This is a genomic window from Cryptosporangium japonicum, from assembly GCF_039524755.1.
GTDB lineage: Bacteria > Actinomycetota > Actinomycetes > Mycobacteriales > Cryptosporangiaceae > Cryptosporangium > Cryptosporangium japonicum.
The window spans coordinates 124,828-142,035 of sequence record NZ_BAAAGX010000004.1; the positions used below are offsets into that span (position 1 = coordinate 124,828).

General features: G+C 72.8%; 15 protein-coding genes. 8 read left to right on the forward strand and 7 right to left on the reverse strand.

The window, feature by feature from the left end:
* On the reverse strand, positions 1–654 hold a 654-nt coding region (locus ABD437_RS03665), incomplete at its 3' end, for an MFS transporter (RefSeq protein ID WP_344647300.1).
* A gap of 236 nt (positions 655–890) precedes the next feature.
* Between ABD437_RS03665 and ABD437_RS03670 the strand changes: the two genes are divergently transcribed.
* Positions 891–1,163, forward strand: a complete 273-nt coding sequence (locus ABD437_RS03670; RefSeq protein ID WP_344647301.1) for a hypothetical protein — start codon at positions 891–893, stop codon at positions 1,161–1,163.
* Here the strand turns inward: ABD437_RS03670 and ABD437_RS03675 are convergent.
* On the reverse strand, positions 1,148–2,092 hold the full coding sequence (locus tag ABD437_RS03675) for a PfkB family carbohydrate kinase (protein ID WP_344647302.1): 945 nt from the start codon (positions 2,090–2,092) through the stop codon (positions 1,148–1,150). The two genes, ABD437_RS03670 and ABD437_RS03675, sit on opposite strands and share 16 nt — an antisense overlap.
* A 109-nt stretch (positions 2,093–2,201) precedes the next feature.
* On the opposite strand from ABD437_RS03675, the gene ABD437_RS03680 reads away from it, so the two are divergent.
* The gene (locus ABD437_RS03680) at positions 2,202–3,665 is read left to right on the forward strand and encodes a GGDEF domain-containing protein (protein WP_344647303.1); all 1,464 of its coding nucleotides are present in this window, start codon (positions 2,202–2,204) and stop codon (positions 3,663–3,665) included.
* Here the strand turns inward: ABD437_RS03680 and ABD437_RS03685 are convergent.
* The 5 genes from ABD437_RS03685 to ABD437_RS03705 are packed head-to-tail and all read right to left on the reverse strand — an operon-like array spanning position 3,662 to position 9,168.
* The gene (locus tag ABD437_RS03685) at positions 3,662–4,675 is read right to left on the reverse strand and encodes a Gfo/Idh/MocA family protein (protein WP_344647304.1); all 1,014 of its coding nucleotides are present in this window, start codon (positions 4,673–4,675) and stop codon (positions 3,662–3,664) included. The two genes, ABD437_RS03680 and ABD437_RS03685, sit on opposite strands and share 4 nt — an antisense overlap.
* Positions 4,672–5,580 (reverse strand): sugar phosphate isomerase/epimerase family protein, encoded by a 909-nt coding sequence (locus ABD437_RS03690; RefSeq protein ID WP_344647305.1) that lies wholly within the window; start codon positions 5,578–5,580, stop codon positions 4,672–4,674. The genes ABD437_RS03685 and ABD437_RS03690 overlap by 4 nt, the downstream gene beginning before the upstream one ends.
* On the reverse strand, positions 5,577–7,433 hold the full coding sequence (iolD, locus tag ABD437_RS03695; RefSeq protein WP_344647306.1) for a 3D-(3,5/4)-trihydroxycyclohexane-1,2-dione acylhydrolase (decyclizing): 1,857 nt from the start codon (positions 7,431–7,433) through the stop codon (positions 5,577–5,579). The genes ABD437_RS03690 and iolD overlap by 4 nt, the downstream gene beginning before the upstream one ends.
* Complete coding sequence (iolB, locus tag ABD437_RS03700; RefSeq protein WP_344647307.1) at positions 7,430–8,275, reverse strand: 5-deoxy-glucuronate isomerase; 846 nt, start codon at positions 8,273–8,275, stop codon at positions 7,430–7,432. Before iolB ends, iolD begins: the two co-directional genes overlap by 4 nt.
* Entirely contained in the window at positions 8,272–9,168 is an 897-nt protein-coding gene (locus tag ABD437_RS03705) for a Cgl0159 family (beta/alpha)8-fold protein (RefSeq protein WP_344647308.1), read from the reverse strand. The genes iolB and ABD437_RS03705 overlap by 4 nt, the downstream gene beginning before the upstream one ends.
* A gap of 185 nt (positions 9,169–9,353) precedes the next feature.
* Here ABD437_RS03705 and ABD437_RS03710 point away from each other — a divergent pair, with 185 nt between their 5' ends.
* The 6 genes from ABD437_RS03710 to ABD437_RS03735 all read left to right on the forward strand — a co-directional run bounded on the left by ABD437_RS03710 (position 9,354) and on the right by ABD437_RS03735 (position 17,200).
* A complete protein-coding gene (locus ABD437_RS03710; RefSeq protein WP_344647309.1) occupies positions 9,354–10,316 on the forward strand; it encodes a sugar ABC transporter substrate-binding protein in 963 nt (320 codons plus the stop codon).
* Positions 10,313–11,344, forward strand: coding sequence for an ABC transporter permease (locus ABD437_RS03715; RefSeq protein WP_344647310.1), 1,032 nt, complete (start codon positions 10,313–10,315; stop codon positions 11,342–11,344). Before ABD437_RS03710 ends, ABD437_RS03715 begins: the two co-directional genes overlap by 4 nt.
* A complete protein-coding gene (locus tag ABD437_RS03720; RefSeq protein ID WP_344647311.1) occupies positions 11,341–12,168 on the forward strand; it encodes an ATP-binding cassette domain-containing protein in 828 nt (275 codons plus the stop codon). Before ABD437_RS03715 ends, ABD437_RS03720 begins: the two co-directional genes overlap by 4 nt.
* Before the next feature lie 108 nt (positions 12,169–12,276).
* Complete coding sequence (gene mftD, locus ABD437_RS03725) at positions 12,277–13,458, forward strand: pre-mycofactocin synthase MftD (RefSeq protein ID WP_344647312.1); 1,182 nt, start codon at positions 12,277–12,279, stop codon at positions 13,456–13,458.
* A 78-nt stretch (positions 13,459–13,536) separates the two neighbouring features.
* Positions 13,537–15,858 (forward strand): VWA domain-containing protein, encoded by a 2,322-nt coding sequence (locus ABD437_RS03730; RefSeq protein WP_344647313.1) that lies wholly within the window; start codon positions 13,537–13,539, stop codon positions 15,856–15,858.
* Positions 15,848–17,200 (forward strand): extracellular solute-binding protein, encoded by a 1,353-nt coding sequence (locus tag ABD437_RS03735; RefSeq protein ID WP_344647314.1) that lies wholly within the window; start codon positions 15,848–15,850, stop codon positions 17,198–17,200. Before ABD437_RS03730 ends, ABD437_RS03735 begins: the two co-directional genes overlap by 11 nt.
* The last annotated feature ends 8 nt before the right edge of the window (positions 17,201–17,208 follow it).

The following is a 17,208-nucleotide window of genomic DNA, read 5'->3' on the forward strand; positions in this document are numbered from 1 at the left end:
GCCGCCGCTCGCGGCGGCGGATCCGGGGATGGGGTCCGGGGCCGCGGCGGAGTCCAGGGAGCGGAGGACGGGGCGCACGGCGGTCGCCACGACCACGCCGGTGACCGCGACGGCGGTGAAGTGCGGCGGGACGGACAGTGCGGTCGAGGCCAGGCCGCCCAGCAGCGCGCCGGCCAGGCCTCCGAAGCTGAACAGGGCGTGCAGCGCGGACATCACCGGACGCTGCCGACGCTGCCCGAGCTCCACCCCGAGGCTGTTCGCGGCGACGTTCGCGGCTCCGGTGGCCGCGCCGAACACCGTCAGGGCCGCGCACAGTGCGCCCAGATCGCTGCAGAAACCCGGCGCGACGAGCGAGAGCGCGACGAGCCCCCCGGCGACCGACGCCACCCGGCCGGGCCCGAAGCGTGCGCACCACGTGCCGGTCAGGCGCATGCTGATCAGCGCTCCGAGCGAGACGCAGAACAGTGCCGTGCCCAGCGCGGAGTGGCTGGCGCCCACGCGCTCGGCGACGTCCGGGACGCGGGCGGCCCAGGTGCCGAACACCGCGCCGTCGAGGGCGAAGAGGATGGCCACGGCGGTGTACTGCCGTGCGGGGGAGAAGGTCCGGTCGCGTCCGGGCACGCGCGACCGCACCGCTGACCGAGCAGCAGTCACGATGGGAAACCCTTCGAGGAGCAGCGCGAATCCGCCGGACGTCGACGTCCTGGCGCGGGCGGGGGAGCCGGCGACGGCGCGGGCCGAGCAACCAGGCCTCCGCGCCGGCGCGCCCGGGCTCCGACGCCCGTCCCGCACCCGCTTCTGACTCGATCAAGAATGCGGCGATCACACCCCGCAGTCAAATTCCTGCGCTGTGTACTGAATCACCTGCCGGGGTCGCCGATTAGGGCGGCATGAGCCAGGCAACCAAGCCGATGATCATCGGGATCAGCTCTCCGACGAACATCGTCACCACGCGAATCGAAGGAGCCGTGCTGGCCGGGCCGCCCCGGCACGACGTGCTCGTGATGCAGCACTACACCGCTCGGCTGGACGTGACCGTGTGCGACGTCCGGACCGAGGCCGAGCAGGGGGCGGAGAGTTTCCACCTCGTGCACGAACCGCAGGAGGTCGTGGCCGCGCCGGACGTGGCCGACTGGATCGTGCGGCGCTACCCCTCCGGCTGAGCCAACTCGGCCCGGGTCGGCCCGGTCGCCGACCCGGGCTTACGGACCGCGATCGCCGCCGCGCGGACGGCGTCGACGAGCGCTTCGTCGACCGGGGTGCCCGACACCAGGCGCGCCAGCAGCACCCCGGTGTGGATGTCCCCGGCGCCGGTGGTGTCCACCGCCGGGACCTTCGGCGCCGGCACCGACACTACCCGCGACCCGAGCGCCCCACCGGTCGCCACGCACCCGTCCGCACCCTCCCGCACCACGAGCAGCGCGCCACCCATGCCCACCGAACCGGCCGAAACCGCGCGCACCGCCTCCAACAGCGCCACCCCCGACGCCGTCGACCCGCTCAGCAACCGGGCCTCCCGCTGGTTCACGGTCAGCAGATCCACCCGCCCGATCACCCGGTCCCACCGGTCGGCGGGCACCTCCAGCACGAGCGGCCCCGGGTCCAGCGCGACCAGCACACCGGCCGGTAACGTCGGGAGCCACCCGGCCAGCACCGGCCCGGTGGCGGGATACGCGAGGTCGTAGCCGGACACGACCACCGCGTCGCCGGGCGCCGGGGCGATCGTCGCCAGGTCCTCGACCGACAGCGCCGACTCCACGCCCGCGCTGGTGACGAACGTCCGCTCACCGTCCGGCTCCACCAGCGCCACCGCGAAACCGGAGTCGCCGTGGGTGCGCGGCACCGCGGTGGCGGTGACCCCCTCGGCGGCCAGCGCGGCCCGGATCACGTCGCCGTAGCGGCCGACGCCGACCGGGGCGGCGTACACGCAGCGGACACCTTGACGGGCCACGGCCGACGCGAGGTTGAAGCCACCGCCCGCGTTGACCCGGGTTCCGGTGGCGACGACGTCGCCGCCCCGCTCGGGTAGCGCGGGCACGTCGATGGCGACGTCGACCAGAGCGCTCTCCAGCGAGTACACGGTCGGCTCCACCGGCCCAACCGTACTGATCACCGGGCGGCAACGCTCAGATCACCGCCTTCGGATCCGATGTGATTCGAAAGGCTCCCGTCTGCGGTTAGGGGAGTGGCGGGAGGTGTTCGTGGGGGACTCTCGGCGGGTCGCCGCCGCGGTGCTCGCGGCGATCGGAGTCCTCTGCGGGATCTATCTGCTCGGCAACGAGTGGGTCCGGGCCGCGGTCGTGCTCCTCGCCGACGGCGGGGCCGCCGTCCTGGTGCTCCGCGGAGCGGTGCGCCACCGTCCGGCCGGGCCGCTCCCGTGGCTGCTGCTGGCCGGCGCGCAGTCGTTGGCCACCGTCGCCGACTGTCTCTTCTACGGCGGCTACCTGTTCGACCGGGTGTGGGCGTTTCCCGGCCCGCCGGACCTGTTCTACTTCGCGCGCTACCCGGTCTGGTTCGCGAGCGCGCTGATCTGGGCCCACCGCTCCACCCAGCGGAACGGTTTCCGGTGGTGGACCGACGTGACGCTCGTCGACGTCGCGATCATCGTGGTCGCCAGCTCCCTGATGTCGTGGATCTTCGTCATCTCGCCGCTCACCGAGGGCGCGTCCGACGTCGCGGTGATCGTGGTGAACGCGGCCTACCCGGTCGGTGACCTGATCCTGCTCGCGGTCGGCATGCGGATCTGGTTCGGCGGCGGGCAGCGCAGCGTGTCGCTCGGGCTGCTCGGCGCGTTCGCCGCGGGCTGGCTGGTCGCCGACACCAGCTACCTGTTCAGTCTCGCGAACGGCACCTATCAGTCGCTCGGCTGGATCGAGCCGCTCTGGATCGCGGCCGCGGTCGCGCTGTCCGCGGCGGCCACCCACCCGTCGATGGGCACGGTCGGGTGGCCCTCGGCCGACGGCCCCCGGTTCGGGACCGGTCGCCGGCTGGTGCTGCTCGGCGCGGTGTCGCTGCTGGCGCCCGCGGCCCAGTTCGTGCAGTACCTGCGCGACGGCGACCTGCACGTGCCGGTCGTCACCGCCACCTGTGCCGTGCTGTTCGTGCTGGTGATGTTCCGGATGAGCGTCCTGCTCCGGGAACAGCGGCGGATCGCGATCACCGACACGCTGACCGGGCTGCGGACGCGCCGGTTCTTCGAGGAGAACCTCGCGCTGGAGGCCGAGCGGGCCGCGCGGTTCGGTGCGCCGATGGGTGTGCTGCTGGTCGACGTCGACCACTTCAAGACCGTCAACGACCGCTACGGGCACAAAGCCGGCGATATCGTGCTGCGCGAGGTGGCCCGCCGGCTGCGTCAGTGCGCCCGGGCCGGTGACGTCGTCGCCCGCTACGGCGGCGAGGAGTTCGCGCTGCTGGTGGCCCCGACCGACCGCGCCGGGGCGGCGCGGCTCGGCGAGCGGCTGCGCGACGCGATCGGCGGCGAGTCGTTCCGGCTCGACGACCGCGTCGAACTACTGGTCACCGCCTCCATCGGGGTGGCGCTGCTGCCCGACCACGCGGCGACGCCCGACGAGCTCACGGTCCGCGCGGACCAGTGCCTCTACCGGGCCAAGAACGCCGGACGCAACCGCGTGGTCGTCGCCGGTGAGCTACCCGTCACCCACTAGGCCGCGACGCGGACCGGCCGCGGGGCCAGCTCCACCGGTACCCGGGCGCCGGTACGCACCGCCTCGACGCCCGCGGCGCACACCGCCACCGCCGCGTACCCGTCCCAGGTGCCCGGCCCGTCGATCGTGCCTCGCCGCGCGGCACGCACCCACCGCTGCAGCTCGGTGTCGTACGCGGTCGCGAACCGTTCGATGAACCCGGCGGACTGCACCCGGCCACGCACCCCGCCGACCCGCGCCACCAGCGGCCCGCCGTCCAGGCCGATCATCGCGTTCCCGCGCTCGGCCACCAGCTCGGTACGCACCTCGTACGCCACCCGGCTGCGCCCGGAGATCTCGACGTCGACCAGCCGGCCCGACTCGGTCTCCATCAGCACCAGCATCGGGTCGCTCACGCCCGGGGGCGCCTCCCGGGAGGCCCGCGGCCGTTTCACGGTGACGGCCACGATCTCCTCGTCGAGCAGGAACCGCGCCACGTCGGCCTCGTGCACGACCGAGTCACGCATCATCATCTCGGAGGTGAACGCGTCGGACTGCGCGGGGTTGCGGTGGACGCAGTGCAGCAGCAGCGGCGCCCCCAGCTCACCCGAGGCCATCAGCGAGCGCAGCGCCGCGTACTCGGCGTCGAAACGGCGCATGAAACCGAGCTGCACCAGCGGCGCCGGCAGCAGTGACTCCCGCTCGACGATCCGGTACGCGGCGTCCGCGGCGAGCGTCAACGGCTTCTCGCAGAGCACCGGGATCCGCCGGTCGAGGCAGGCCAGCACCTGCTCCTCGTGGGCGGACCCCGGCGACGCGATCACGACCGCGTCGACGTCGGCGGCGTTGATCGCGGCGAGCGGATCGGCCTCCACGCGCGCCCCGACCGCGTGCGCCACCTGCCCGGCGCGCGCACCGTCGGCATCGGACACCACGGTCACCCGCGCGTGCGCGACGCGCTCCGCGAGCGCCGTCGCGTGGTAACCGCCCATCACCCCGACGCCGAGCACGGCGACCCGCAGCGCACTCATGACGGGGTACCGATCGACACCGGAGCGCCGCTGCACCCGGCCAGGTACGTGTGGGTGCGCCGGGCGATCGGCAACGGCCGCTCCGGTTCGCACGGGTACATGTCCTGCTCGACGATCGCGTACAGGTCCGCATCGAGCGCGCCGACCGCGTCGAGCACCGCGCCCAGGTCCGGGACGCCGTTCGGCGGCTCGCACATCACGCCGCGGCGCACCGCCTCCGGGAACACCAGGTCCTCGGCCTCCACCTGCTTGGCGATCTCCGGGTCGACCTGCTTGAGGTGCAGGTACCCGATCCGCTCCGGGTAGCGCGCGATCAGCTCCAGGCTGTCGCCGCCGTAGTAGGCCACGTGCCCGGTGTCCAGGCACAGGTTGACGTAGCGCGGGTCGGTGTCGGCGAGGAACCGCTCGATGTCGCGCTGGTAGCCGATGTGGGAGTCGGCGTGCGAGTGGAACTGGAGCTTCAGCCCGTACTCGTCGAGGATCCGCCGTCCGAGTTCGTTCGTGTCGGTCGTGAGCTTGGTCCACTGGTCGGCGGTGAGCGTCGGGCTCTCCAGGTTCTCGCCGGTCTTGTGGTGCCGGTACAGATCCGGGATGACGACGATGTGCTGCCCGCCGACCGCGCGGGTCAGCGACGCGACGTCGGTGACCTGCCGCCAGACCGCGTCCCAGGAGTCCGGGCGGTGCAGTGCGGAGAACACCGTGCCGGCCGAGACGCGCAGCCCGTGGGCCTGCAGAGCGTCCTGCAGCTCGACCGGGTCCGGGGGGAGGTAGCCGTAGGGGCCCAGCTCGATCCAGTCGTACCCGGCGGCCTTCACCTCGCCGAGGAAGCGGTCGGCGGAGGTCTGGGCCGGGTCGTCGGCGAACCAGACGCCCCACGAGTCGGGCGCGGAACCAATCGTGATCATGAGGCCTCCGTCGGGTGGAGATACGTGCGTTGGGTGGCCTTGTGCTCGGCGTAGGTCCGGTAGGCGGCCCGGGTGGACTCGAGCGTCGACACCTCGCTGACCGGGACGTCCCACCAGGCCCCGTTGTCCGGTGCGCCGTTGGCGAACGGGTCGGTCTCGACGTGGATCACCGTGCTGGTGTCGGACGCCTTGGCGGCGGCGATCGCGGCCGCCAGCTCGTCGCGGGAGGCGACCCGGGTGACCGGCATCCCCAGGCTGGCGGCGTTGGCCGCGAGATCGACCGGCAGCAGGTCGCCGTCGAGCCGGCCGGACTTCGAGCGGTAGCGGTAGCGGGTGCCGAACCGCTGGGAGCCGAGCGACTCCGACAGCGCGCCGATCGAGGCGAACCCGTGGTTCTGCACCAGCACGACGATGACCTTGAGGCCCTCCTGCAGCGCGGTGACCAGCTCGGTCGCCATCATCAGGTAGGACCCGTCGCCGACGAGCACGAACACGTCCCGGTCGGGGCAGGCCATCGCCACCCCGAGGCCGCCGGCGATCTCGTAGCCCATGCAGGAGTACCCGTACTCGACGTGGTAGCCCTTCGCGTCCCGCGTCTGCCAGAGTTTGTGCAGGTCGCCGGGCATCGAACCGGCCGCGCACACCACGACGTCACGCGGGTCGGAGAGGTCGTTCACGGCCCCGATGACCGCGCTCTGCGTGAGCTCCGGCGAGTCGTAGGCCTTCCGTACGGCGGCGTTCCACTCGGCGTCCAGCCGGGTGTACTCGGCGCGGTACCCGGGATCGACCTCGTACTCGAGCGTCAGGGCTTCCAGTGTGCGCCGCGCGTCCGCGCGGACGGCCAGCCCCGCGTGCTTCACCGCGTCGATCGGCGCCACGTTCACGTTCACGAAGCGGACGCCGTCCGCGCCGAACACCGTCCGCGACGCGGTGGTGAAGTCGGAGTACCGGGTGCCGATGCCGATCACCAGGTCGGCCTCGGCGGCGATCGCGTTCGCCGCGGTCGTGCCGGTGGAGCCGATCGCGCCGAGGCACTGCTCGTGGTCGAACGGCAGCGCGCCCTTGCCGGCCTGGGTCAGGCCGACCGGGATGCCGGTGGCCGCGCAGAACCGGGCCAGCGCCGCGGAGGCCCCCGAGTACCCGACGCCGCCACCGGCGACGATCAGCGGGCGACGGGCCGCCCGGATCAGGGCCGCCACCTCGGCCAGCTCGGCCGGTTCGGGCACCGGACGGGCCACCCGCCAGACCCGGCGGGCGAAGAGCTCGTCCGGCCAGTCGTACGCCTGGGCCTGCACGTCCTGCGGCAGGCAGACCGTCACCGCGCCGGTCTCGGCCGGGTCGGTCAGCACACGCATCGCCGAGAGCAACGCGCTCGGCAGCTGCTCCGGCCGCGAGACCCGGTCGAAGTACTTCGAGACCGGCCGGAACGCGTCGTTGACCGTCACGTCGCCGGACCAGGGCACCTCGAGTTCCTGCAGCAGCGGCGCGGCGCTGCGGTCGGCGAACGTGTCGGCCGGCAGCAGCAGCACCGGGAGCCGGTTGACGGTGGCCAGCGCGGCGCCGGTGATCATGTTCGTGGCGCCGGGGCCGATGCTGGTGGTCACCGCGTAGGTCTGCAGGCGGTCGGTCATCCGGGCGTAGGCGACCGCGGAGTGCACCATCGCCTGTTCGTTGCGTCCGAGGACGTATGGCAGCGAGTCGGGATCCTGGAGCAGGGCCTGGCCGAGGCCGGCGACGTTGCCGTGGCCGAAGATGCCGAAGCACCCGGCGATCAGCCGCTGCTGCACGCCGTCACGGTCGGAGTACTGCGCGGCGAGGAACCGTACGGTGGCCTGCGCGACGGTGAGCTTCATCGCCTGCCCTCCAGCCGGGGATCGATGGCTCGGCCGGCCCAGGTGTCGCGCACCCAGGCCTGGTCCGGGTGGTCGGAGATCAGCCAGGCGCGCTCGGCGCCCGGTCCGGCCATGACGTTGAGGTAGTACATGTCGGAGCCGGGCGCGGCGACGCACGGGCCGTGCCAGCCGTAGGGCACCAGCGCGGTGTCCCGGTCGTGGACCTCGGCGAGGACGTCGATCTCCCCGGCGGCCGAGCTGCTCGTGCGGTGGTACCCGAAGCCCGGTTCGCCGCCCGGCCCGGACGCGATCTCGAAGTAGTAGATCTCCTCGAGCTCGGACTCGGAGTCGGTCGCCTCGTCGTGCTTGTGCGCGGGGTAGCTCGACCAGTTGCCGCCCGGGGTGACGACCTCGCAGGCGATCAACGCGCCGGTCGCGAACGCGTCGACCGTGCCGAAGTTGCGCACGAGCCGGCTCGCCGAACCCGCTCCGCGCAGCTCGACCGGCACATCGGCGGCCGGCCCGTACCGGAACGGGAGCGACGTGCCGGTGCGCGCACCGCAGAGCGCCACCCGCCCCTCCACCGTGAGCTGCGCGGTGGTCCAGATCGGCAGGTAGGCGAAGTCGGTCGGCCCGGCGAAGACGTCGGCCCGGCCGTCGAGCCGGAACGACTCCGCGCCGACCGTGACCGTCGCCCCGCCTTCCAGCGGGACCACCAGCATCTCCTCCGCGCCGGTGGCGACCGGTCGGGACGAGCTGAGCACCCGCAGGGACGAGTACCCCCAGCCGGCGTTCTCCGGGGTCACGAACACGTCGTAGCCGTCGGCGGCGGCGGTGCCGGCGGGCCGGAACCAGGTGCTCATGCGACCCCCCGCACCAGCGACACGGCCGTGTCGACCGCGGCTTCGACGTCGTCGTCGGGGGGATAGAGCAGCGCACGGCCCACGACCAGGCCGCGCACCGGCGGCAGCGCCAGCGCCTTCGCCCACTCGGCGTAGGTCTCGTCCGGGCGCGCGGTCGGGTCGCCGCCGAGCAGCAGCGTGGGCAGCGTCGTCGCCGCCATCACCCGGGCCATGTCCGGCACCACCGGCAGCTTCATCCAGGTGTACGCGCTGGAGGCGCCGAGGCCCTGCGCGATGTGGACGGCCCGGGTGACCGCCTCGGGGGAGAGGTCGTTGACGAGCTTGCCGCCGACCCGCCGGGACAGGAACGGCTCGACCATCGCGAGCAGCCCGGCCCGGCTCAGCTCGGTGACGGCCCGCGCGCAGGTCTCCAGCGTGACGACCGAGGCCGGGTCGTCCAGGTCGACGCGGAGCAGCATCTTGGCCCCGTTGAAACCGGCCTCGACGACCGTGCGGACGTCGTAGGCGGTCATCCGGTCGTCGGCCTCGAACGCGCTGCCGAGCAGGCCGCCGCGGTTCATCGACGCGATGACGACCTTGTCCTCGAGCGCGCCGAGCAGCAGCAGGTCGTCGAGGACGTCGGCGGTGGCGAGCAGGCCGTCGACGCCGGGCCGGCCGAGCGCGGTACGCACGCGTGCGAGCATGTCCCCGCGGTCGGCCATCGCGTCCTCGCGACCGCGGACGGCCAGCGCTCCGCGGGCCGGGTGGTCGCAGGCCAGGAGCATGAGCCGGCCGTCGGCGGGGAGGGTGGGGCGGGTCCGGCGGGCGGCGAGCAGCGCGGCGACCCGGCCGGGTTCGCGGGCCCGTATCTCGGTGACCTCGGTGAGACTGTCGGCGAAAGCGCTGCGAGCCAATGCTGCCTCCGTCGCGGTCGGCGGTGCCGCGGCGGGGCGCGGCGTCGGTGCCGCTGAAAACGCTAGGACGGGAGTCCGAATGGCGTCAATAGTTTGTCAGGACATTATGTTCTGTTGACACGGGCTGTGGGGTCTACCACACTTCCCGACGATCGACCCCCATGCGTCGCCCCCAGGAGAACTCAATGAAGAAGTTCGCCGTCGCCGGAGTGGTCGTCGGTCTGTTCCTCGCCGTGGCCGGGTGCAGTGGCACCGGTCAGGAGAAGGGCGCCGACGAAGCGAGCGATTTGGACCTCACGTACGCGATCGTCACCCACGGCGCACCCGGTGACGCGTTCTGGGACCGCGTCAAGTCCGGGGCCGAGCGCGCCGGCAAGGACTACGGCGTCAAAGTCGAGTACTCCTCCGACGCCGACCCGGCCAAGCAGTCGCAGCTCATCGACGGCGCGGTGGCCGACAAGGTGGACGGCGTCATCGTCTCGATGGCCAACCCCGACGGGCTCGAGCAGTCGGTGAAGAACGCGGTCGCGGCCGGCATCCCGGTGGTCACGATCAACTCCGGCATCGACAAGTGGAAAGAGTTCGGCGCGATGACCCACATCGGTCAGAGCGAGGAGATCGCCGGCCAGGCCGTCGGCAGCAGGCTCAAGACCGCCGGCTGGAAGAACGCGCTCTGCGTGATCCAGGAGGCCGGCAACGTCGGGCTCGAGGAGCGGTGCAAGGCGGTGACCTCGACGATGGGCGGGAAGGTCACGAACCTGCAGGTCGACGGCACCGACGACAACGCGGTGCAGGCGACGATCACGTCGAAGCTGCAGGCCGACAAGACGATCGACGGTGTGCTCACGCTGGGCGGGCAGTACGCGATCGACGCGGTCAGCGCGGTCGGGGAGTCGGGCTCGTCGGCCAAGGTGGCCACGTTCGACCTCTCCGCCGACGTCATCAAGAACATCCAGGACGGCAAGATCGAGTTCGCGGTCGACCAGCAGCCGTTCGTGCAGGGCTACGCGGCGGTGACCGCGCTGTACCTCAAGAGCATCAACGGCAACGACTTCGGCGGTGGCCAGCCGGTGTACTCCGGTCCGGCGTTCATCACCAAGGAGAACGCGGAAGCGGTCGGCAAGTTCGCGGCCAAGGGCACCCGGTGACGGCTGTCGCCGCGGACGAACGGGTCGCTTCGGGCGGCGCTCTCGGGCGCGTCCTGAAGCGACCCGAGGTCGGCGCGCTGGTCGCCGCCATCGCGGTGTTCGTGTTCTTCGCGGTGGCGACGGACACGTTCGCGACGGCGTCGGGCGCGTCGACCTGGCTGCGGTCGGCCTCGACGATCGGCATCATGGCGGTCGCGGTCGCGCTGCTGATGATCGGCGGGGAGTTCGACCTCTCGGCCGGCGCGATGACCGGGTTCACCGGGCTCGCGGTCGGCGTCATGACCACGCAGTGGGGCCTGAACATCTGGGCCGCGATGCTGGTGTCGCTGGTGCTGGCGCTGGCCGTCGGCTTCCTCAACGGGCTGCTGGTGATGCGTACCGGGCTGCCGAGCTTCATCGTCACGCTGGGCACGTTCTTCGTCCTGCAGGGCATCGACCTGGCCGCGGTGAAGGCCATCATCGGGCAGGTCGCGATCCAGGGCATGGCGAACGTGCCGTTCTACTCGCAGCCGCACGCGGTGTTCGGCTCGGCGGCCACGGTGGCCGGCGGGCGGATCTACGCGTCGGTGTTCTGGTGGATCCTGGTGACCGCGGTGGCCACCTGGGTGCTGCTCAAGACCCGGGTGGGGAACTGGATCTTCGCGGTCGGTGGCGCCCAGACCTCGGCCCGCCAGGTCGGCGTGCCGGTGGCCCGCACGAAGATCGGGCTGTTCATGACCAGCGCCGGCGCCGGGTGGCTCGTCGGCATGCTGCTGCTGTTCACGACGTCGACGGTGCAGTCGAACACCGGCGTCGGGCAGGAGTTCATCTACATCATCTGCGCCGTGGTCGGCGGCTGCCTGCTCACCGGCGGTTACGGCTCGGCGGTGGGCGCGGCGCTCGGCGCGCTGATCTACGGCATGACCAACCAGGGCATCGTCTACGCCGGCTGGGACAACAACTGGCTCAAGGCGTTCCTCGGCGTCATGCTGCTGGGCGCCGTGCTGTTGAACGAAGCCGTGCGACGGCGGGCTGAGAGGTCACGATGAGCGCGTTGATCGAGGTCGACGGCATCGGCAAGCGGTACGGCAACATCATCGCGCTGGCCGACGTGTCGACCTCCGTGCATCCCGGCGAGGTCACCTGCGTGCTCGGTGACAACGGCGCGGGCAAGTCGACGTTCATCAAGATCCTGTCGGGAGCGCACGCGCACTCCGACGGGCGCCTGGTCGTCGACGGCGAGGAACGGCACTTCAGCAGCCCGCGCGAGGCGCTCAACCTGGGCATCGCGACCGTGTACCAGGACCTGGCGGTCGTGCCGCTGATGCCGGTCTGGCGCAACTTCTTCCTCGGGTCGGAGCCCACGAAGCGCTTCGGGCGGCTCGACACCGGGCTGATGAAGAAGACGACGAAGTCCGAGCTGGCCGCGATGGGCATCGACCTGCGCGACGTCGACCAGCCGATCGGGACGCTCTCCGGCGGTGAGCGCCAGTGCGTCGCGATCGCCCGGGCGGTGTACTTCGGCGCCCGGGTGCTGATCCTCGACGAACCGACCGCGGCGCTGGGCGTGAAGCAGTCCGGCGTGGTGCTGCGCTATATCGCGCGGGCCCGGGACCGGGGACTCGGCGTCGTGTTCATCACCCACAACCCGCACCACGCGTATCCGGTGGGGGACCGGTTCATGCTGCTGCGCCGGGGCCGCTCGATGGGTGACCACCCGAAGTCCGAGATCACGTTGCCGGAACTCACCGCGCTGATGGCCGGCGGGGCCGAGCTGGAGGCGCTGAGCCACGAGCTCGCGGCCGAGCTGGGCCAGGACTCCGCGGTGGCGCAGGAGCTCTCCTCGGAGGTGTCCGAGCTCAAGACGAAGTGATTTCCCCCGGTACTTGTGGCACTCGGTGACGTAATAGCCGTACTGTTACGGGCAACACCCCCGGCGCGGGCAGTGTGGCCGCGTCACCGAGTCGAGAGCCGAAGACACATGGCGAGCACCAGGGATTGGTTCGAGACCGTCGCGGAAGCGCAGCGGCGGGCGAAGAAGCGGCTGCCCAAGCCGGTCTACCTCGCGCTGCTCGGCGGCGCCGAGGCCGGCGCGACGATGGACGACAACGTCGGCGCCTTCCGCGAGCTCGGGTTCCGTCCGCGCATCGCCGACCTGCCGGCCAGCCGGGAGCTCTCCACCACCGTGATGGGGCAGGAGATCGCGTTCCCGGTGCTCATCTCGCCGACCGGCGTCCAGGCCGTCGACCCCGACGGCGAGGTCGCGGTCGCCAAGGCGGCGAACCAGCTCGGCACCGCGATGGGCCTCTCCTCGTTCGCGTCGAAGCCGATCGAAGAGGTCATCAAGGAGAACGAGAAGCTCTTCTTCCAGTCGTACTGGGTCGGCAGCCGGGACGCGATGCTCGCCCGCGCCGAGCGGGCCCGCGCGGCCGGCGCGAAGGGCCTGATCGTCACGCTCGACTGGGTCTTCGACTCCCGGCGCGACTGGGGCAGCCCGTTCATCCCGGAGCGGATCAACGCCGAAGCGGTGCGCAAGTACGCGTTCCCGGTGGCGGCGCGCCCCGGGTACCTCTACCGCTGGATCAGGAGCGGTTCGCTGCCCGACCTCGGCGTGCCCAACCTGGTGCTGCCGGGCGAGGAGGTGCCGACGTTCTTCGGCGCCTACGGCCAGTGGATCCAGACCCCGGCCCCCACCTGGGACGACCTGCAGTGGCTGCGTGAGCAGTGGGGTGGCCCGTTCATGATCAAGGGCATCACCCACCCGGACGACGCCCGCCGCGCCGTCGACATCGGCGCCACCGCGATCTCGGTGTCCAACCACGGGGGCAACAACCTCGACTCGACGCCGGCGACGATCCGCCTGCTCCCGGCCGTCGTCGACGCGGTCGGCGACCAGGTCGAGGTGCTGCTCGACGGCGGCATCCGGCGCGGCAGCGACGTCGTCAAGGCGCTCGCGCTCGGGGCCCGTGCGGTGCTGATCGGGCGCGCGTACCTGTGGGGGATGGGCGCGAACGGGGAGAAGGGCGTGAACAACGTCCTGGTGATCATCCGGGACGGCATCAGCGAGACGCTCTACGGCCTGGGCAAGTCGTCGATCCACCAGCTGACGCCCGACGACCTGGTGATACCGGCCGACTTCACCCGCAGCGGCCGCAAGCACTGAGTCCGGATCCACTCACGACCGCCCGCGGATTGACTGCACGTCCTACCCTGGTGACCCACGGTTATCAAGGAGGATGCCGTGACGAACGGGGACGGGGCGGACCCGGGGCCGGGGCCGGGGCCGGAACGGCTGTACCGGCGCTACCTGGTCGCGTTCGGGCTCGCGACCTGTGCGATCGGCGGCCCGGCGGCGGCCACCGACCTGCCCGATTCGGCGTTCGCGTGGGGTCTGCTGGTCGTCACCGCGATGATCGGCGGGGTCGCCGCCACCGAGGCGATGGACGCGGCGATCCGCCGGGTGCGGGACAAGCTCAGCCCCGCCCGGAACGACGGTCCACCCGCACCGGACCCTGACTGGGAGCCGAGCCCGCAGCCCGGCCCCGGCCCCGGCCCCGGCCCCGACCTGGAGCCCGCCCCGCAGCTCGGCTCGGCGCCGGGAACGCAGCCCGGCTCGGCGCAGGGAACGCAGCCCGGCTCGGCGCCGGGAACGCAGCCCGGCTCGGCGCCGGAAACGCAGCCCGACGCGCAGCCGGAGCCGGTCGGGGCGCCGGCGGTGAGGGACCGGTCGCGGCCGGCGCCGTTCGTGCTGCCCGTGCTGGTGGTGGTCGTCGCGCTCCTCGTCGGGATCTCGATCCCGCAGGTCCGCGACGCGGTCTACTTCTGGACGTACGGCTGCCGCCCACCCCCCACCCTGCGTGTGCTCACCACCGCCGAGGGGCTCGCGCCGGTGTCGGAGCTGGCCCGCGCCTACGAGCGGGCCAGCGCGGACGAGCACGACGGGTGCCCGGCGGCCGACCTGTACGTCTACGCGGCCGATCCCGGCGCCGCTCCGATCGGCGACGACCGCGGGTCCGACCGCGACTACGGGGTGGTGAGCGGCGGCCTGGCCAACGGCTGGCCCAGCGAGAGCCTCGGCACGTTCGGCCCCCGCCCGGACGTCTGGCTGCCCGACGCGAGCGTCGACGTCGCCCGGGTCCGTGCGCTGACCGGGGGCGACGGCACGCTGATCCCCGAGCGGGTGCCCTCGCTCGGCGTCACCCCGGTCGTTCTCGGCGTCCCGCGCGGCGTGTTCGAGCGCCGTCCCGACCGGTGGCACCAGCGCAGCTGGGCCGACGTGCTGGCCGAGGCCGAGGAGCAGGGGATCCCGGTCCTGCGCCCCGGCCCGCCCCGCTCGGCGACCGGCGAGATCGCGACCGAGTACGTCTACCGCAGCGTCGGGGCCACCCCCGACGAGCGCGCCGACGCGGTCCAGCGGGTCGAACGCCAGCTCGGTCTCGCGCTCGGCCGCGGCCGGTACACCGCCGGCGACGCGCTCGCACTCCTCTGCCAGCGCCGCGAACGCGCGGACGTCGCCAGCGCGATGATCGTCACCGAGCAGCAGCTGGTCCGCTACAACCAGGGCCGGCCGCTGGGCGACAACTGCCCGCTGGAGGAGCGCGACAGCACCGGCCGGCGGCTCGACGCGGCGAAGCAGCTGGTCGCGGTGTACCCCACCGGCACCGGCAGCCTCGACCACCCGTTCGTCGAGCTGCGCTGGCCGGACCGCACGAGAAAACCGGCGAAGCTCGCGCGGGCCTGGCTGGAGTGGCTGACCTCGGACGAGGGCGCCGAGGCCCGGATCGACGTCGGGTTGCGTCCCCCGTCGGGTGCGAACGGCGCGGTGCCGGTCTCCGAGCCGCTGACCGAGCCGTGGGGCGCCGACGCCGCCGCGCTGTTCGAGCGCACGAGCCCGTCGGTGCAGCAGGTCGTCGAGGCACGCAGGCAGTACGACAACGCCAAACCGCGGGCGCGGACGCTCGTGCTGCTGGACACGTCGGGCTCGATGGGCGACGCGGTGAGCACGGCGTCGCGGCGCAACTCGGGCCAGACCGCGGAGTGGACCCGGCTCGACGCCGCCCGCCAGGCGCTGCGTGCCGCCGCACCGCAGGTGGCGCCGGACGACGAGGTCGGCGTGTGGGGTTTCTCGAGCACCCGGATCCCGCCCGAGCGGTTCCTCCCGGTCGAGAAGCGCGACCCGGGCGCGCTCGGCCCGGCGATGGTGCGGCTGGACCCGGTCCGCGCGGAGGGCGGCACCCCGCTCTACCGGGCGATCGAGGCCGGGCTGGCCGGGCTGGACGGCTCGTCGGGTGACCGGACCGTGACGCTCATCGTCGTCACCGACGGCGAGGACACCGACACCGCTCCCGGGCGCCCCACCCCGGACCGGCTGCGCGCGGACGCGTCCGCCGCCGGGATCCGGGTGTCGGTCGTCGCGATGGGCGACGCCAGCTGCGCCGGACCGGCGTTGCACACGCTGACGACCGCCACCGGCGGCGAGTGCGTCGACGCCGCGAGCCCGACCCTGGCCCCCGCGCTGGTGGGCCTGTTCGACGCGGTGAGAGGAGGCCGGGGTGCCGACTGACCGGCGGTACGTCTCCGGGCTGGGGGAGTGGTACCGGGCCGGGCGGGACCGGGTCGAGGAGCACCGCGGCCGGTCCGGCCTGGTGGCCGGCGTCCTGATCGGGGTGCTCCTGGCGGTCACCGCGGTGTACGCGGTCCCGCGCCTGCTCGACTCGTCCTGGGAGGACGGCGAACTCGTCCTGCTCAGCGGCCAGGACGACAGCGTCGGCGACCAGCGGCAGCAGCTCATCGACGAGTGGAACGCGCTGCACCCCGACCACCGGGTGCGCATCGAGGAGGTCCGCAGCATCGCCGACGCCGAGCGCGGCGAGATGCTCGCCCGGGCCGGCGGCGACGGGCCGGCCGTCGACGTGCTGAACCTCGACGTCGCCTGGCTGCCGGAGTTCGCCGAGGCCGGGCTGCTGCGCCGGATCGCCGACGAGGGCGTCGACCGGGGCGCGTTCCTGGCCGGCCCGCTGGCCACCTGCGAGTACGACGGCCGGCTCTGGGCGCTGCCGTTCAACACCGACGCCGCGCTGCTCTACCGCCGGAAGGACTACCTGCCGACCGCGCCGCCGTCCTGGACGTCGTTCACCGGCAGCCTGGACACGCTCTTCAAAGGCAACGCGCTGCAGCAGGCCGGGCCGCGGGCCGGTCTGGTGACCCAGCTCGGCGACTACGAGGGCCTGACCGTCAACGCGCTGGAGATGGTCTGGGCGGCGGGCGGCGAGATCGTCGACGAGAACGGCGAGGTGCGCGTCGACTCCCGCGCCGCGCAGAACGGACTCAACTATCTGGTCGACGGGGTGAAGACCGAGCCGAGGCGGATCTACCCGGGCTCGGTCGGGTACGCCGAGGCCGACAGCACGTCCGCGTTCCTGCAGGACCAGGCCATGTACCTGCGCAACTGGCCGCTGGCCTACCGGGCGTTGGAGGAGCAGGACCGGGAGTCCGGCCGGTCGGCGCAGGACTCCCGGTACGCGGTGTCGGCGCTGCCGTGGCCGAGCGTCCTGGGCGGGCAGAACCTCGCGGTCGCCGAGCGCAGCAGGCACCCGCGCGCGGCCAGGGCGCTGATCGGCTTCCTCACCGATTCGCGCAGCCAGCAGATCCTCTTCGAGCGCGGCGGCTTCGCGGCCACCCGCAAGGTCGTCTACCAGGACGCCGAGGTGCGGAAGAACTACCGCTACGCCGCGGCGCTGCTGCAGTCGGTCGAACGCGCGCGGCCGCGACCGCGCTCACCGCACTACGCGTTGTTCAGCGAGGTGCTCCGGGGCGCGCTGCACGAGGGGCTGGTGACCGGCGTGTGGCCACCGCCGCACCTGGCCGAGGATCTCCGCGCGGCGCTGCGTGGCCAGCGCCGGTAGCCGTTCGG

What these genes read in the sequence shown, in the direction of transcription:
- ABD437_RS03670 (WP_344647301.1), top strand. Translation starts at nt 891, where the DNA reads ATGAGCCAGGCAACCAAGCCGATGATCATCGGGATCAGCTCTCCGACG.
- ABD437_RS03685 (WP_344647304.1), bottom strand. Translation starts at nt 4,675, where the DNA reads ATGAGTGCGCTGCGGGTCGCCGTGCTCGGCGTCGGGGTGATGGGCGGT.
- ABD437_RS03690 (WP_344647305.1), bottom strand. Translation starts at nt 5,580, where the DNA reads ATGATCACGATTGGTTCCGCGCCCGACTCGTGGGGCGTCTGGTTCGCC.
- iolD (WP_344647306.1), bottom strand. Translation starts at nt 7,433, where the DNA reads ATGAAGCTCACCGTCGCGCAGGCCACCGTACGGTTCCTCGCCGCGCAG.
- iolB (WP_344647307.1), bottom strand. Translation starts at nt 8,275, where the DNA reads ATGAGCACCTGGTTCCGGCCCGCCGGCACCGCCGCCGCCGACGGCTAC.
- ABD437_RS03710 (WP_344647309.1), top strand. Translation starts at nt 9,354, where the DNA reads ATGAAGAAGTTCGCCGTCGCCGGAGTGGTCGTCGGTCTGTTCCTCGCC.
- ABD437_RS03720 (WP_344647311.1), top strand. Translation starts at nt 11,341, where the DNA reads ATGAGCGCGTTGATCGAGGTCGACGGCATCGGCAAGCGGTACGGCAAC.
- mftD (WP_344647312.1), top strand. Translation starts at nt 12,277, where the DNA reads ATGGCGAGCACCAGGGATTGGTTCGAGACCGTCGCGGAAGCGCAGCGG.